General features: G+C 61.8%; 13 protein-coding genes. 3 read left to right on the top strand and 10 right to left on the bottom strand.

Annotation, left to right across the window (positions count from 1 at the left end; translation table 11 throughout):
* Positions 1-77 precede the first annotated feature (77 nt).
* The 10 genes from ftsB to RY831_RS24760 form a co-directional block, all read right to left on the bottom strand.
* Entirely contained in the window at positions 78-401 is a 324-nt protein-coding gene (gene ftsB, locus RY831_RS24805; RefSeq protein WP_326509056.1) for a cell division protein FtsB, read from the bottom strand.
* 105 nt (positions 402-506) lie between these two features.
* Positions 507-1,790, bottom strand: coding sequence for a phosphopyruvate hydratase (gene eno / locus RY831_RS24800; protein WP_326509055.1), 1,284 nt, complete (start codon positions 1,788-1,790; stop codon positions 507-509).
* A 333-nt stretch (positions 1,791-2,123) separates the two neighbouring features.
* Positions 2,124-2,978: a 3-deoxy-8-phosphooctulonate synthase gene (kdsA, locus tag RY831_RS24795; RefSeq protein WP_326509054.1), complete on the bottom strand. Its 855-nt coding sequence runs from the start codon at positions 2,976-2,978 to the stop codon at positions 2,124-2,126.
* The gene (gene pyrG, locus RY831_RS24790) at positions 2,975-4,636 is read right to left on the bottom strand and encodes a CTP synthase (protein ID WP_326509053.1); all 1,662 of its coding nucleotides are present in this window, start codon (positions 4,634-4,636) and stop codon (positions 2,975-2,977) included. The genes kdsA and pyrG overlap by 4 nt, the downstream gene beginning before the upstream one ends.
* Positions 4,637-4,784: 148 nt before the next feature.
* Positions 4,785-5,693 carry a lipid A deacylase LpxR family protein gene (locus tag RY831_RS24785; protein ID WP_326509052.1) on the bottom strand — a complete coding sequence of 303 codons (909 nt, stop codon included), beginning with the start codon at positions 5,691-5,693 and terminating at the stop codon, positions 4,785-4,787.
* Positions 5,694-5,733: 40 nt separating this feature from the next.
* Positions 5,734-6,540 (bottom strand): alpha/beta hydrolase, encoded by an 807-nt coding sequence (locus RY831_RS24780; protein WP_326509051.1) that lies wholly within the window; start codon positions 6,538-6,540, stop codon positions 5,734-5,736.
* 92 nt (positions 6,541-6,632) lie between these two features.
* Complete coding sequence (locus tag RY831_RS24775; RefSeq protein ID WP_326509050.1) at positions 6,633-9,128, bottom strand: DNA internalization-related competence protein ComEC/Rec2; 2,496 nt, start codon at positions 9,126-9,128, stop codon at positions 6,633-6,635.
* Positions 9,129-9,134: 6 nt separating this feature from the next.
* The gene (locus RY831_RS24770) at positions 9,135-9,932 is read right to left on the bottom strand and encodes a TatD family hydrolase (protein WP_326509049.1); all 798 of its coding nucleotides are present in this window, start codon (positions 9,930-9,932) and stop codon (positions 9,135-9,137) included.
* Entirely contained in the window at positions 9,922-10,608 is a 687-nt protein-coding gene (gene lolD, locus RY831_RS24765; RefSeq protein WP_326509048.1) for a lipoprotein-releasing ABC transporter ATP-binding protein LolD, read from the bottom strand. The genes RY831_RS24770 and lolD overlap by 11 nt, the downstream gene beginning before the upstream one ends.
* A gap of 16 nt (positions 10,609-10,624) precedes the next feature.
* Positions 10,625-11,890, bottom strand: a complete 1,266-nt coding sequence (locus tag RY831_RS24760; RefSeq protein WP_326509047.1) for a lipoprotein-releasing ABC transporter permease subunit — start codon at positions 11,888-11,890, stop codon at positions 10,625-10,627.
* A gap of 71 nt (positions 11,891-11,961) precedes the next feature.
* Here RY831_RS24760 and RY831_RS24755 point away from each other — a divergent pair, with 71 nt between their 5' ends.
* The 3 genes from RY831_RS24755 (at position 11,962) to prfB (ending at position 15,974) form a co-directional block, all read left to right on the top strand.
* On the top strand, positions 11,962-13,083 hold the full coding sequence (locus tag RY831_RS24755; protein ID WP_326509046.1) for a hypothetical protein: 1,122 nt from the start codon (positions 11,962-11,964) through the stop codon (positions 13,081-13,083).
* On the top strand, positions 13,080-14,774 hold the full coding sequence (gene recJ, locus RY831_RS24750; protein WP_326509045.1) for a single-stranded-DNA-specific exonuclease RecJ: 1,695 nt from the start codon (positions 13,080-13,082) through the stop codon (positions 14,772-14,774). The genes RY831_RS24755 and recJ overlap by 4 nt, the downstream gene beginning before the upstream one ends.
* 95 nt (positions 14,775-14,869) lie before the next feature.
* Positions 14,870-15,974, top strand: a protein-coding gene (gene prfB, locus RY831_RS24745) for a peptide chain release factor 2 (protein WP_326509044.1) whose coding sequence is annotated in 2 segments (ribosomal slippage) — positions 14,870-14,950 and positions 14,952-15,974 — 1,104 coding nt in all. Because the reading frame shifts where the segments join, the coding sequence is not laid out codon by codon here.
* The last annotated feature ends 29 nt before the right edge of the window (positions 15,975-16,003 follow it).

Raw genomic sequence — 16,003 nt, 5'->3', positions numbered from 1 at the left:
CCGATTCCGCCGACCCGTGGATGCGCTGGCGTGGCAACGCGGCAGTGGGGACGGCACGGAACCGGAAACTCAGTCCGTCAGTCTGGCCTTTTCTGCTTGGGATCGGCCACGATGAGGGGCACCTGCCCGTTGGGATCGAGGACCTGAACGAAGATTTCCCCGTCGCGGATCATGCCAAGTTCATAGCGCGCACGCTCCTCGACCGCGCCTGTACCCTCGCGCAGATCCTGCACTTCGGAATTGAGCTTGGCATTGCGCGCCTTGAGTTCCTCGTTCTTCTTCTGCGCAGCGGTCACCTGCTTGTCGAGGTCCCACACGCGCAGCCAGCCGCCCTTCCCCAGCCACAATGGCAACTGGATCAGGAATAGCAATGCAACAAGGCTGAGGGTTATTAGGCGCATGCCGACATTCTAGTGGTGTACTCAAAAAATTGGGGGCCTGAGCCCCCAATTTTTGCTGCGATGCGAAGCGGATGCTGCTTGCCTGCTACGTTGCTGGTTGAATTATCAACGCAGATTGTAGAAAGCGCCACGGCCCGGATAGCTGGCGATGTCGCCGAGGTCTTCCTCGATGCGCAGCAGCTGGTTGTACTTGGCCATCCGGTCTGAACGCGACATCGAACCGGTCTTGATCTGCAGCGCATTGGTGCCGACGGCGATGTCGGCGATCGTTGCATCTTCGGTTTCGCCAGAACGGTGCGAAATCACCGCGGTATAGCCGGCGCGCTTTGCCATTTCAATCGCGGCGAAGGTCTCGGTCAGCGTGCCGATCTGGTTGATCTTGATGAGGATCGAGTTGGCGATATTTTTCTGGATGCCTTCGCGCAGGATGCGGGTATTGGTGACGAACAGGTCGTCGCCGACCAGCTGCACCTTCTTGCCCAGCGCATTGGTAAGAGTCGCCCAGCCTTCCCAGTCGTTCTCGGCCATGCCGTCTTCGATCGAAATGATCGGGTACTTGTCGCACCAGGTGGCCAGCAGGTTGGTGAAGTCGGCCGACGACAACGCCAGGCCTTCGCCTTCGAGCTGGTACTTGCCGTCCTTGTAGAACTCGGAGGCGGCGCAGTCCAGGCCGAGCGCGATCTGGGTGCCGGGCTCGTAGCCGGCTTGCTCGATCGCTTGCAGGATCAGCTTGATCGCGGCTTCATGGTTGTCGACGGACGGCGCGAAGCCGCCTTCGTCGCCGACGGCCGTGGTCAGGCGCTTGTCGTGCAGGATTTTCTTCAAGGTGTGGAATACCTCGGCGCCGTAGCGGATCGCTTCGCGGAAGGACGGAGCGCCGACCGGGATGATCATGAATTCCTGCAGGTCGAGGTTGTTGTCGGCATGCGCACCGCCGTTGATGACATTCATCATCGGCACCGGCATCTGCATCGCGGCGGAGCCGCCGAAGTAGCGGTACAGCGGCAGGCCGGATTCCTCTGCAGCGGCTTTCGCGACGGCCATCGAGACGGCCAGCGTTGCGTTGGCGCCAAGACGGGCCTTGTTTTCGGTGCCATCGAGGTCGATCAGCGTGCGGTCCAGGAATGCCTGCTCATTGGCGTCGAGGCCCATGATGGCTTCCGAGATTTCGGTATTGATGTTTTCGCAGGCCTTGAGCACGCCCTTGCCGAAATAACGATTCTTGTCGCCGTCACGCAGCTCGATCGCTTCGCGGGAGCCGGTCGATGCGCCCGACGGCACGGCCGCACGGCCCATGACGCCGGATTCCAGCAGGACGTCGCACTCGACGGTCGGGTTGCCGCGCGAGTCGATGACTTCGCGACCGATGATATCTACGATGGCACTCATTCAATTCTCCCAAATAAAGAAAATTCATCAGGGCGCGGCGTACGCGCCTTCTTCATTACTGCACTTAACCTGTCACCGTGCCAATTTATCAGGCCGGATCGTACGCAGACGGTCCGACGGCTGCGGAGTCCATGCGGCGAGCACGGGTTCATTGCCAGGGATCGGACGGACGGCAGGCTTGTCCGTTGCGGACAAGCCTGCGCATGTGCTGCATGGATAGCGCTGCATGCGGATGCAATGCAGTCCGCGGCGACCGCATTCCGGTGAAATTTCCGGGATAGCAGCATTATTCATCGATGGGCGAGCGGCACCCCGGCAAATCGCAAATTCCGATCAAGAAAAGTCGGTTTCGATGAAGCCAGCCTTCTTGACCACGCGGTCCAGTTCCATCAACGTGGACAACAGGTCTTTCATCCTGTTGAGCGGCACGGCGTTCGGACCGTCGGACATGGCTTCGGCCGGATTCGGATGCGTTTCCATGAACAGGCCCGCGATGCCGGTGGCGACTGCGGCACGAGCCAGCACGGGAACGAACTCGCGCTGCCCCCCGGACGAAGTGCCCTGCCCGCCCGGCAACTGCACCGAATGGGTGGCATCGAAGACGACCGGGCAACCCGTTTCCCGCATGATCGCCAGTGAGCGCATGTCGGAAACCAGGTTGTTGTAGCCGAAGGAAACACCGCGTTCGCAAGCCATGAAGTTATCCTGCTCCAGTCCTGACTCCTTGGCGGCAGCCCGTGCCTTGTCGATGACATTCTTCATGTCGCCAGGCGCAAGGAACTGGCCCTTCTTGATATTGACCGGCTTGCCCGACTGCGCACAGGCGCGGATGAAATCGGTCTGGCGGCAGAGAAATGCCGGCGTCTGCAGGACATCGACCACTTCCGACACCGGCTTGATCTCGTCGACTTCATGAATGTCGGTCAGCACGGGAACGCCAAGCTGGCGCTTCACTTCCGCCAGGATTTCCAAACCCTTTTCCATGCCCAGGCCTCGGAACGAGGTGCCCGAAGACCGGTTTGCCTTGTCGAATGAAGACTTGTAGATGAAGGGAATGCCCAGTTCGGCCGTCAATTCCTTGAGGCGTCCTGCCGTGTCGATTGCCATCTGCTGCGATTCGATCACGCATGGACCGGCAATTAGAAAGAACGGCCGGTCCAGGCCGACCTCGAATCCGCATAGCTTCATGCTGCTTTCCTTTGCGCCGCTGACGCCTGCTTGCGGGCCAGCGCTGCCTTGATGTAGGAGATGAACAGGGGATGGCCGTCACGGGGAGTGGATTTGAACTCCGGGTGATACTGAACCCCGACATACCAGGGATGGCCATTCTCGCCGGCGCGCGGCAATTCCATGATCTCGCACAGGTTTTCCGTCGGCGTGCGGGCAGACACTACCAGGCCGGCCTCTTCCACGCGGCCGAGGTAATGGTTGTTGGCTTCGTAGCGATGACGATGGCGCTCGGTCACTTCGCGGCCATAGATTTCGGCGGCGATGGTTTCCGGCTTGACGGCGCAGGTCTGCGCGCCGAGGCGCATGGTGCCGCCGAGGTCGGAATTGGCATCCCGCTTCTCGACCTTGCCGTCATGGTTTTGCCATTCGGTGATCAGGGCCACGACGGGATGATCGGTGTTGGGATCGAATTCCGTCGAGTTCGAATTGGCGAGCCCGGCCTTGTTGCGAGCAAATTCGATCAGCGCGACCTGCATGCCGAGGCAGATGCCCAGATAAGGCACCTTGTTCTCGCGTGCATAGCGGGCGGCGGCAATCTTGCCTTCCACGCCGCGCTTGCCGAAACCGCCCGGCACCAGGATGGCGTCGTACTTTTCCAGCGCCGCGGTGCCGCGTTCCTCGATCTCTTCCGAGTCAATATATTCGATGTTGACGCGGCTTTCCGTATGGATGCCGGCATGGCGCAAGGCCTCGGTCAACGACTTGTAGGACTCGGTCAGATCCACGTATTTGCCGACCATGCCGATGGTGACTTCAGCCTTCGGATGCTCGAGCGCGAAGACGAGCTTGTTCCAGACCGACAAGTCGGCCGGCTTGGGATCGAGCGCGAGCTTTTCGCAGACGATGCGGTCAAGCCCCTGGTCATGCAGCATCTGGGGGATCTTGTAGATAGTGTCCGCGTCCCATACCGAAATGACCGCGTCTTCCTGCACATTGGAAAACAGGGAGATCTTGGACCGCTCGTCGTCAGGGATGCGGCGGTCGGCGCGGCAAAGCAGCGCATCGGGCGAAATGCCGATCTCGCGCAACTTTTGCACGCTGTGCTGGGTCGGCTTGGTCTTGAGTTCGCCGGCAGACGCTATGTAGGGAACCAGCGTCAGGTGCACGAACGCCGCTGCATTGCGGCCTGCGCGCAGGCTCAGCTGGCGGGCGGCTTCCAGGAAAGGCAGCGATTCGATGTCGCCGACGGTGCCGCCGATTTCCACGAGCGCCACATCGAAGCCTTCCGCGCCGCGATGGATGTAGTCCTGGATTTCATTGGTGATATGAGGAATCACCTGTACCGTCTTGCCCAGGTATTCGCCGCGCCGCTCCTTGCGGATGACGGATTCATAGATCTGGCCGGTGGTGAAATTGTTGAGCTTCCTCATCTTCGCGGTGATGAATCGCTCGTAGTGACCAAGGTCAAGGTCGGTTTCCGCTCCGTCGTCCGTGACGAATACTTCGCCATGCTGGAACGGGCTCATCGTTCCGGGATCGACGTTGATGTAGGGATCGAGCTTGATCAGGGTGACTTTGAGGCCGCGCGATTCGAGGATCGCAGCGAGAGAAGCGGCTGCAATCCCTTTACCGAGGGATGAAACAACGCCGCCAGTAACGAATACAAACTTGGTCATTGCTGGAGATGTGCCGAACGGCACGTGCGGGAAATTCAAATTATACCCCAATCCGGTTTTGCAATCCTGCTCTTTGCCGGATTTTATGTTTCCGGACCGGGCCACATTGGTCACCGCCATGGCATCGCCGCGGCAATGTCATGGCGAGTTACGGGGTGTAAGAGAATTGCAGCCGTAAAAAGTTTTGCGCGCCGGCCGAATCGGGCAGATCGCGGATTTCATTACTCCTGCGAACCAGTCCCAGCCTGGCACCGAAGCTCTGGCCGATCCAGACAAGCCCGGCCTCCATCTCCCCGACGATGCGCTTCGGATCCACGGTATGCGGATTGTTGTTCGAAAAAAGTCCGCCCTGCAGCGTGGCGTTGTAGCCGACCGCGCGTGCATCGGCGCGCAGGAATCCGTAAAGTGCCGGCTGCTGCGGCAGAACGTTCAGCCTTCCGGCGCGAGCAGTCAGGCCGATACCCAGATCGGTAAAGATATTGCCCAGGCGTCCTCGCAGCGTGGGCGCCAGATCGAAGGCATTTCCGGCCTGCCAGCGCACCGGCGTGATTTCACCATGCAAAACGACACCCGCCTCGTTTCTGACCTGCCTCGACCAGCCCTGCGGCAGCGGCTGGTCGATCACGCGGTGGAAATTGGTCTGTGTCCAGCGCCCGCCCGCGCAAGGGCCCAGGCAGCCGAGATCCAGGCCGTAGCCCATGGATGTGCCGTCGTTGCGGTTCATCTCCCTGAACACGCCTCCGTACAGCCAGCCGGCGTACGGATGATCGGGCGGCCGGACCTGGGCAGGCGGAAGCTTGATGTCCGAGGCGGTATAGAGTTCCTGGGCGACGCGCCAGCCATAAGTGACCGAGCCGTCCGCACCGCGCAAGGTCGAAGCTTGGCCGTAGCTCATGCCGCTGGAGTAGAAGCCGTCGTCGCGGTTCAGCAGCAGCGTGTCGTTGTCGATGCCGACCACATGCGAGGTTCGGCCTTCCGTCCGGGCTCTAGCGAAGTCATCGAAAAAGTCCGACAAAGCGCCGGCCTGTGCGAAACCGGCCGCAAGAAGTCCTGCCATTCCAACCAACCGCCTGATGTACTGGGTGCGCATAGTTCTCTCAGGATGAATGAAGTAGGGTTTTGATCATCTCATGCAAGGTACCAGCTGCCAGCGCGGGCGACTCCATGGGGAACAGGTGACCGCCGGGAATCTGGCGGAAATGCCGGCCCACCAGGCGGCGCGTCGCTTGCAAACCGGCTTGCCGGCACTCGACCGACTCTTTTCCTCCGATGAATCCGACCGGCACCGGAAAGCCCCGGCGAACCAGACGGCCGAGATGATGCGGCAGGCTGCGGTAGACCGCCGTTTCGGCCTCGCGGGTGAACCTGAGCGTGACTCCGCCCTCCGCATGAGGCTTGACACCGTGCGCAATATAGTCGCGCAGGACGGCTTCCGGCCATGCGGCGAACATCGGCTTTGAGGCGTAGTGCTCATAGGCGGCTTCCGCATCCGCCCAGCGGTTGCGCCGGTTTTCGGAAAATCTGGCGGGGGAAAATTTCTTGTCAACGCCAACCTTCTTGGCGACACGCAGCAACATTGCCCGCCAGCCGGCGACCACCGGGGAGTCGAGCAGCACAACGCAGCGCACCAGGTCCGGCCGCGCCTTGGCTGCCATCAGGCTCAGCATGCCGCCCAGGGAGTGGCCTGCCAGGATCACGGGCTCGTCGTAGCGGGACTGGAGTTCGTCGATCAGTTCCTCCACCAGCGCAGGCCAGCCATTGGTGACCGGATAGGACGGATTGTGAGCATGCATGTCGAGCGCCTGCACCTCGTAGTGCTGCTGCAGATGCTCGAAGAAGACGCGATAGGTACCTGCCGGATAACTGTTTGCGTGAGCGAAATGCAGGTAAGGTCGTTGTTTCATCGGCAAAATCAATATGGTAAATCCGGGAGTCGCAGTCCGAAAAGCCCGATGCGCCGGACGTCGGAAAAGACTTCGATTGTAATTCGGTTACGTCAATCCGTTTCACCGTCCTGCCTGGGGGCGCTCCCGAGCGTGCGGGATGCAATTCGGTTTGACACGGGTGCATCGTACCAGTAGCGGGTACGTACGCGACGGTACTCCTCCACCTGGATGCGATCGTCGATCACGACTCTGACCGCACCCGACTCATCGCTGCGCAGGCGCCGTATGCCATGTTCTCCGTAGCGTTCGTAGACTTCGGCCTTGGGATGGCGGTATCGGTTGCGGTAACCTACCTGAAACAAGGCAAGTTCCGGATCGACCGCTGCGAGGAATTGCGGCGTCGAGGATGTGCCGCTGCCATGATGCGGCGCCAGCAGGATCGATGCTCGAAGGCGTTCTGGATCGTGCCTGACCAGTGCAAGTTCCTGAGCAGCCTCGATATCGCCAGGCAGCAGCACCGCATGCTTGCCAAGGCTAATCTTGAGCGTGCAGCTGCGGGCATTCGGCTTGAGCTTGCTGAAGTTGTAGCTGGCTTCACCGGGGTGCAGCAATTCGAACCGGACACCGTCCCAGGTCCATGAGTCGCCCTGCTCGCAGCGGCTGTGACGGCCGCTGCGCAGCGCGATGGGATGATCGGCCGGCAGCGACGAGGAAACCCTATCGACAACGATTTCATCGAGTATGGATAGTGCGCCGCCGGAATGATCGTTGTCGCTGTGCGAGACCATCATCATGTCGAGGCGGCGGATGCCCCGGCTCGCCAGGTAGGGAAGCACGACCCGATTACCTCCGTCGGAGTCTGCGGAATAGCTTGGTCCGGTGTCATACAGCATGCGGTGGCGCGGGGTCTCGATGAGCACCGCAGTGCCCTGCCCGACATCGAATGCCGTGATCCACACCTGACCCTCGCGCGGGCGCGCGGGCACGGCCAGCAGCACCGGAAGCAGGCAGATCGCCCCCATCCAGCGCAGCGGCCAGCCACGCGGAGCGAGCAGCCAGAGGGTGCCCGCAAGCGCGATGGCAAACGCCCACCAGTGCGGCGAAGGCGTGCTCCATACGGCAAGGGAAGATGCACTGAACCATGTCAGGATTTCCGCCAGCCAGGCGATGCAGGCGTGCGCCACGATCAGCATCCAGTCGCCCGGCGCGGCGGGCACTATCGCGCCCGCCAGCGACAATGGCGTCACGACGAAACTGATGAGAGGAATCGCAATGGCATTGGCAAGCGGGCTCACCAGCGAGATCTGGCCGAACAGCAGCAAGGTAAACGGCACCAGTCCCAGTGTAACGACATATTGCAGCCGGCCCGCCGATTTCAATCCGCTTGCCAGCCGCGCGTGGATATCGCCGGCGGAGCCGGGGCTTGAAGCCGCTCTTCCGGTGGATGCGAACAACAGGATGGCCACGGCGCAGAACGACAGCCAGAATCCGGGCCAAAGCACAGCCCAGGGATCGAGCAGCACGACCACGCCGAGGGCCATGCACAGCACATGCGACACATCGGTGATGCGCCCCAACCATAGCGCCAGCGCCACGACCGCCAGCATGTACAGGGTGCGCTGCGCAGGCACGCCGAAGCCGGCAAGAAGCACGTACAGCAAGGCAACCACGAGCCCCGCCAGCGCGGCTGCCTTCTGCGCCGGAAGCAGCAACGGCAGCCGGTTTCCGATGAAGAAGGAGCGCCTCCAGAGCGCCGAGAACAGCGCGGCCGCCAGGCCGGAAATCATGGTGATGTGCAGGCCGGAGATCGAGATCAGGTGGCCGATGCCGGTGCGGTTGAACACCTGCCAGTCATCCTGGGCCACCGCCCGCTGGTCCCCGATCACAAGCGCGACGACCACGCCCGCGTATTCCCTGCCATCCAGTGCCGTCTCGATACGTGAACGCAGCCATGCCCGGCTGCGCTCGATGGCATTCCCGGCGCCGGGCACGAAACTATCAAGGCGCTGGTTTTTGACTAATGATTTCGCGTCATCCCTCACGTAACCTGTGGCGCGCAGGCCCTGCTCCAGCAGCCACGCTTCGTATTCAAATCCGTATGGATTCGCATTGCCATGCGGCCGGCGAAGACGCACAGTGAACTGCCAGCGCTCTCCTGGTTGCAATGGGGTCATCCGCCGTCCATCGTCCGCGCGATATGCCGCATACCAGGACAGCGCCAGGCGTTTCGGCACGGCACCCGCCGCGGCTTCGGGCTGCACCACCTTTTCCACGGCCAGGTTGAAGCGCACGCCCTGCGCAAATGCATAAGGCAGGCTGTCGACCGTGCCGACCACCGTCACATCCCGTCCCTCCCAATCTCTTGCGAGTTCGTCGGAAAGATGGTGATGCGCCAGCAGCCCGGCCCATGCGAATCCGATGGCAGCGCCGCATGCGAGTTTCAGTAGGCACCTGCCAGCGGCATTTATGCGGCCTGCGATGCGAACCAGGAAGAGAATGGCGACAGCCAAGGCAATGGCGAGGAGCAGCCATTGCGGCCGAACCAGCGATGCCTGGTGCTGAAGCAACGCAGCGCCGGCCGCGAACCCGAGGAGCGAACTGCGCATGCGGGCTCAGTGAATCGCCGACAACCTGGGCAGTGCGGCGTGCGCGTTCCTTGCGGTCACACCGGCGATGTGCCGCTCATCCACGCCGCGCAGCTCCGCCAGCACATGCCCGATCGCCGGCAACTGCTCGGGGCTGTTGCGCGCGGGATGCAGCCAGGCCGGCGAGATGTCCGGCGCGTCGGTTTCGAGCACCAGCGCATCTTCCGGAAGGTCGGCCGCCAGCCGTCGGATCTGCAGCGCACGGGTAAAGGTCATCGCACCTCCGAAGCCGAGCTTGAAGCCGCGCCGGATGAACTCTTCCGCTTGCTGGAAGCTGCCGTTGAAGGCGTGGGCGATACCGCCTTGCACGGCGATCCGCCGCAGGTACTTGAGCACGAGGTCCTGCGAGCGACGTACGTGAAGCAGCACCGGAAGATCGAAATCGCGCGCGATCTTCAGCTGTTCGCTGTAGAAATGCTCCTGCTTTTCGCGCAGCGGGCTTCGGGTCAGCGCGGGAATGAAGAGGTCCAGTCCAATCTCGCCTATCGCTACCAGGCGCGGATCATCCATCGCCGCCTCAACCGCATTGCGCAGTTTCAAAAGGTCGCCCTCCTCGGCCTGGGGCACGAAGATCGGATGGATGCCAAGCGCATAGCTGCAATTCGCGTTATCCGCCGCAAGTCTGCGCACCGTCTCGAAATTGTCGACGGCAATGGCGGGGATGACGATCATCGATACGTCCTGCGCACCTGCCCTCGAGGCAACACCGGCCGCATCGCCGGCGAATTCGGCAGCGTCGAGGTGGCAATGCGTGTCAATCCACATAGGGATGCAAGCCATCATCCGACAGGCGCAGCACGCGATCGCAATGGCGCGCGAGTTCGATGTCATGCGTGACGATCACGAACGCGGTTCCAAGCGTGCGCGATAGTTCCAGCATCAGGTCGAAGGTCTTGTGCGCGGTCGCGCGGTCGAGATTGCCGGTAGGTTCGTCGGCCAGCACGCAGGCCGGCTGGGTGACCAGTGCGCGCGCCAGCGCCACGCGCTGCCGCTCGCCGCCGGACAGTTCGCCGGGCACATGCGACACCCGCGCCGCCAGGCCGACGCGCGCCAGCACCTTCTGCGCTGCCTCGTGCGCATCGGCGCGGGCGGTACGCCGGATCATGAGCGGCATGCCGACATTGTCGAGCGCGGAGAATTCCGGCAACAGGTGGTGAAACTGGTAAACGAAACCGAGCGATGAGTTGCGAACTGCGCCGCGTGCGCTTTCGCTCATGCCGGCAAAATCCTTTCCGAGCAGCGTGACGCTGCCGCTGCTGGGCGTATCCAGTCCGCCCAGCAGGTGCAGCAGCGTCGACTTGCCCGAACCGGAGGCGCCGACGATGGCGACACGCTCTCCCCGGGAGACGCTGAAGTCGATATCCCTGAGCACGCTCACCGAGTACTTGCCCTGGGCATAGGTTTTCGAGAGGCCGCGGCAAGACAATACTGTTTGATCCATGTTCATTGCCCTATCGTCATTCGTAACGCAGCGCTTCGGCCGGGCGTACATTGGCCGCGCGCCAGCTTGGGTACAGGGTGGCAACGAAGGCAAGTACCACGGCGACGCCGCCGATGGTCCAGACGTCCGGCCAGCGCAGATCCGACGGCAGTTCGGTGATCAGGTAGATTTCCTTCGACAGGAACTGCACGCCGAGCAGGCGTTCGATGAACGGCACGATGACGTCGATATTGAGCGCTACCAGGACCCCGAGACCGACGCCGATCGCCGTGCCAAGCAGGCCGACCATCGCCCCCTGGATCATGAATATCTTCAGGATGGATGCGGGCGAGGCGCCGAGCGTGCGAAGGATGGCGATATCTGCCTGCTTGTCGGTCACGGTCATGACCAGGGTCGAAACCAGGTTGAAGGCGGCCACTGCAATGATCAGCGTCAGGATGATGAACATCATTCGCTTTTCGGTCTGCACCGCCGCGAACCAGGTACGGTTCTGCTTGGACCAGTCGAGGATATACAGATTGCCGTTGAGGACCTTCGACAACGTCAGCGCTACTTCCGGCGCGCGCTGCATGTCCTCGACGCGCAGGCGAAGGCCGGATGGCGCCTCCAGCTTGAACATGCGCATCGCATCGTCGATGTGGATGAAAGCCAGCCCGGAGTCGTACTCATGATGCCCGGCCTCGAAGATGCCGCCGACCGTGAACTGCTTGAGCCGCGGCAGTACGCCGGCCGGCGTGATCTGGCCCTGCGGCGCGATCATGGTCACCTTATCGCCGACATTGACGCGAAGGCCGCGCGCGAGTTCGCGGCCCAGCACGATGTTGAATTCGCCCGAACGCAGGTTGCCGAAACTGCCATCCTTCACCTGCGAGGCGACATCCGACACCTTCGGCTCTTCCTCCGGCAGCACGCCGCGGATGATCACGCCCCGCACGGTATCGTCGCGCGTCATCATGGCCTGCGCGGCGACATAGGGAGCCGATCCCTTCACCTCCGGCACCTGCATCGCTTCCGTCGCCGTCACCTGCCAGTCGGGCAGGCTGCCGGTGGCGTCGTAGACTTCGATATGCGACAGCACCGACAGCATGCGGTCCCGCACTTCCTTTTGAAAACCGTTCATCACCGATAGAACCACGATGAGCGCAGCGACGCCGAGCGCGATGCCCGCCATCGAGATCAGCGAAATGAAGGAAATGAAGCTGTTGCGGCCGCTGCGCCGCCCGGCCCGCGTGTAGCGCAGGCCGACCAACCATTCGAACGGCATATTCTTGACAATGCTCAAAAAATTACTCCCTGTTAGAAGTCGCTCATCGCGGGCTGCACGCCCGGCACCGCCGGAACGGTGTAGATGGAATGGCAACATCCGATGAAGTGCGCAGTTTGCCATACAATTCAGGCATGAGTCACCTCGATATCCTGATCCCCTTCGCCCTGCCGCCAGCCGAACTTGCCGCCGACCTGTTTCGTGAGATCGATGCACCCGCCCTCGCCATGCTGCTTGCGCGCTCGAAGTCGGAGCCGGCGGCAGTCCGGCATGAGCGCTTCGACGAGTACTCGCGCGCGCTGCCTCACGAAGTCTGGCTGGCGCACCGATTTGGGCTGCTCGACCGGCTGGAGCGCGGCGGCAGCCCGCCGGTTGGTGCCCAGATGCTCCGTGCAGCGGGTATAAAGGACGAGGCAGCCGGCACAGGCACCTGGTTCGTCATGCATCCAGTGCACATCCACATCGCGCGCGACCACCTTGTTCTCACCGACCCGCGCCGCTTAATGCTAACGGAAACGGAGTCACGCCACCTGTTTGAAATCGCAAAACCCTTGTTCGATGAAGACGGCCGCGATTTGCGATTTTGCAATGCAGGCACTTGGTTGCTGCGATCCGATGATTGGGCGGAGCTGAAAACCTCGTCTCCCGACGCTGCTGGCGGACACAATATCGATCTGTGGATGCCGCGCGGGCCGGGCGAACGCGACTGGCGCAAGGTGCAGAACGAAGTGCAGATGCACTGGTTCCAGCATCCTCTGAACGATGAACGCGAAGCACGCGGCCTCAATCCGATCAATTCCCTGTGGCTGTGGGGCGGTTCCGATGCCGCACCGTCCAACGGCGCATCGCCATACGGCGCCGTATTCAATCTTGGCGGATGGATGTCCGCCATCGCGGAAAGTGCGCCGCGGCATTTGAAGGCGGCGTCGGCGGCTGACCTGGCGGCAGGTCATGGTAACGAGCCGGCCCTGCTAGTGCTGGAAGACTTGGTGGAACCCGTGCTGTCGAATGACTGGGCGGCATGGATAACCGTCTTCAAGCGCCTGGAAAATGACTGGTTCGCACCATTGCAAGAGTGCCTCAAATCCGGAAAAATGGAGGCGCTGTCCTTGATACTTACCAATGACGCTCGCCTTTTCCGGTCTACCGCATCCCGATCGTCGCTGCGAAAATTCTGGATCAAACCCAATCTTGCCTTATTGAGCACATGACCCGCATCGCAGCCCGCAATTATTCCTTCCGCCACGCCGAAATGCTGCACCAGCAAGGCGTGCATCCGGTGCTTGCGCGCCTGTATGCAGCACGCGGCCTGCTCGACGCGCGAGAATTGTCGAGCGAGCTCGCTTCGCTCATCACGCCCTCCGGCCTGCTGCATATCGATGCGGCGGCAAGCTATCTGGCCGATGCCATCGGCGCAGGAAAGAAGATGGTGGTCGTCGCCGACTATGACTGCGATGGCGCCACCGCATGCGCAGTAGCGCTGCGCGGCCTGCGCTCGCTCGGAGCGCGCATCGATTACATCGTACCGAACCGTTTCGAATACGGTTACGGGCTGACGCCCGAGATCGTCGAACTTGCCATTCGAGAAAAATCGCCGGATGTCATCATCACCGTAGACAACGGCATCGCCAGCATCGACGGCGTCGAGGAAGCCAAGCGGCGCGGCATTGACGTCGTCGTCACCGATCACCACTTGCCCGGCGACCGCTTGCCGGATGCGCGCGTGATCGTCAATCCCAACCAGCCGTCCTGCGGTTTCCCGAGCAAGAACCTGGCGGGTGTCGGCGTGATGTTTTATGTATTGCTCGCCCTGCGCGCGGAAATGCGCAGGCGCGGCCTGTTCGATGCCCAGTCACAGCCCAAGCTCGACAGCCTGCTCGACCTCGTGGCGCTCGGCACGGTGGCCGACGTGGTCAAGCTGGACGCGAACAACCGCATCCTGGTGGCCCAGGGCCTCAAGCGCATGCGCGCCGGCCGCATGCAGCCGGGCATCGCCGCGCTGTTTCGCGCTGCCTCCCGCGAAGCCCGGCGGGCCACGCCCTTCGATCTCGGTTTCGCGCTGGGACCGCGCCTGAATGCCGCCGGCCGCCTGGCCGACATGTCGCTGGGCATCGAATGCCTGACCACCGACGACGAAGGGCGGGCATGGGCCATTGCGCAGCAGCTCGACAGCATCAACCGCGAGCGGCGCGATATCGAAGCCGGCATGCAGGATACCGCGCTGAGCCTGCTCGACACGTTCGAGCCGGCGAACAGCACGACCATCAGCGTGTTCGACGAATCCTGGCACCAGGGCGTGATCGGCATCGTCGCCTCGCGCCTCAAGGACAAGTTCTATCGGCCGACCATTACCTTCGCCCCGGGTGGCGAGGGTGTGATCAAGGGCTCCGGGCGTTCGATCGCCGGTTTCCACCTGCGCGACGCGCTGGATCTTGTATCCAAGCAAGCGCCCAGCCTGATCCAGAAATTCGGCGGCCATGCCATGGCGGCCGGCCTGACCATTCCGGCGGAAAGCTTTGACGCCTTTTCCCGCGCCTTCGAAGCGGTCGGGCGCGACTGGCTGACCGAACATCAGCTCGAACGCATTATCGAAACGGACGGCCCGCTGGAAGAAGCTTATTTCACGCCGCAGTTCATCGAACTCATTGACGACCAAGTATGGGGCCAGGGATTTGCGCCGCCGGTATTTTGCGACGAGTTCCGTATCATCAGCCAGCGTATCCTGAAAGAAAAACATCTCAAGCTGACGCTCGAGAAAGGCGGACAGCGCTATGACGCAATCTGGTTCGGACGCACCGACGACCTGCCGGAACGCGCAATTGTCGCCTATCGCCTCGATGCGAACGAATTCAATGGGATAACGCGGGTGCAACTGCTGGTCGAGCATGCCCAGGCAGCCTGAAGACAATTGAATGCAACTTAAAAATCAGGCTGCGTTTGCCTTGGGTGCCTTGCCGCTCGGGTATAATGTAAGGTTTGATTGCAAGAGATACTGCCATGGAAGCCGAACGCCTCAACTCCCTCTCCGCGCTGCTCGCGGACCTGTCCACCCGTGCAGCAGAACTTCGGAGGTATCTTTGACTTCGATGTGAAGTCGGAGAAACTCGAACAAGTCAATGCCGAACTCGAAGATCCCAGCGTCTGGAACGATCCCAAGCGCGCGCAGGATCTCGGCAAGGAAAAGAAGTCGCTGGAAGCCATCGTCCTCAACCTGACCAAGATCAACGCGGATCTCGCGGATGCGCGCGACCTGTTCGAGATGGCAAGGGAAGAGCAGGACGAAGACACCCTGCAAGCCATCGAGCAAGATGCGGATGAACTGCGCAAGCTGGTCGAAGGCATGGAGTTCCGCCGGATGTTTTCCAATCCGATGGATCCCAACAATTGCTTCATTGACATCCAGGCCGGCGCCGGCGGAACCGAAGCTCAGGACTGGGCATCGATGCTGCTGCGCCAGTACCTGCGCTATTGCGAACGCAAGGGCTTCAAGACCGAGCTTCTCGAAGAATCGGAGGGCGAAGTCGCCGGCATCAAGACCGCCACCATCAAGGTCGAGGGCGAGTATGCCTATGGCTTCCTGCGCACCGAAAGCGGCGTGCATCGCCTGGTGCGCAAGTCGCCGTTCGACTCGGCCAACGGGCGCCATACCTCGTTCTCGAGCGTCTTCGTCTATCCGGAAGTCGACGAGTCGATCGAGATCGACATCAATCCGGCCGACGTGCGCATCGACACCTTCCGCGCCTCAGGCGCGGGCGGCCAGCACATCAACAAGACCGACTCCGCGGTGCGGCTGACGCACGCTCCTTCAGGAATCGTCGTGCAGTGCCAGAACGACCGCAGCCAGCATCGCAACCGCGCCGAAGCATGGGCCATGCTGAAGTCGCGCCTGTACGAGCTCGAATTGCGAAAGCGCATGAGCGAGCAGCAGAAGATGGAAGAGTCCAAGACCGACATCGGCTGGGGGCACCAGATTCGCTCGTATGTGCTGGACCAGTCGCGCATCAAGGATCTGCGTACCAACCACGAGGTCGGCAATACCAAGGCCGTGCTCGACGGAGACCTGGACGATTTCATCGCTGCATCTCTGAAACAGGGTGTCTGAGGCCGCGCGTCCAATCCGTGCACCGAGTC

Source organism: Noviherbaspirillum album (assembly GCF_035916955.1).
Classification (GTDB): Bacteria; Pseudomonadota; Gammaproteobacteria; order Burkholderiales; family Burkholderiaceae_D; genus Noviherbaspirillum; species Noviherbaspirillum album.
The sequence above is the reverse complement of the archived record's forward strand: the minus strand, read 5'-3'. Positions and strand labels throughout refer to the sequence as shown.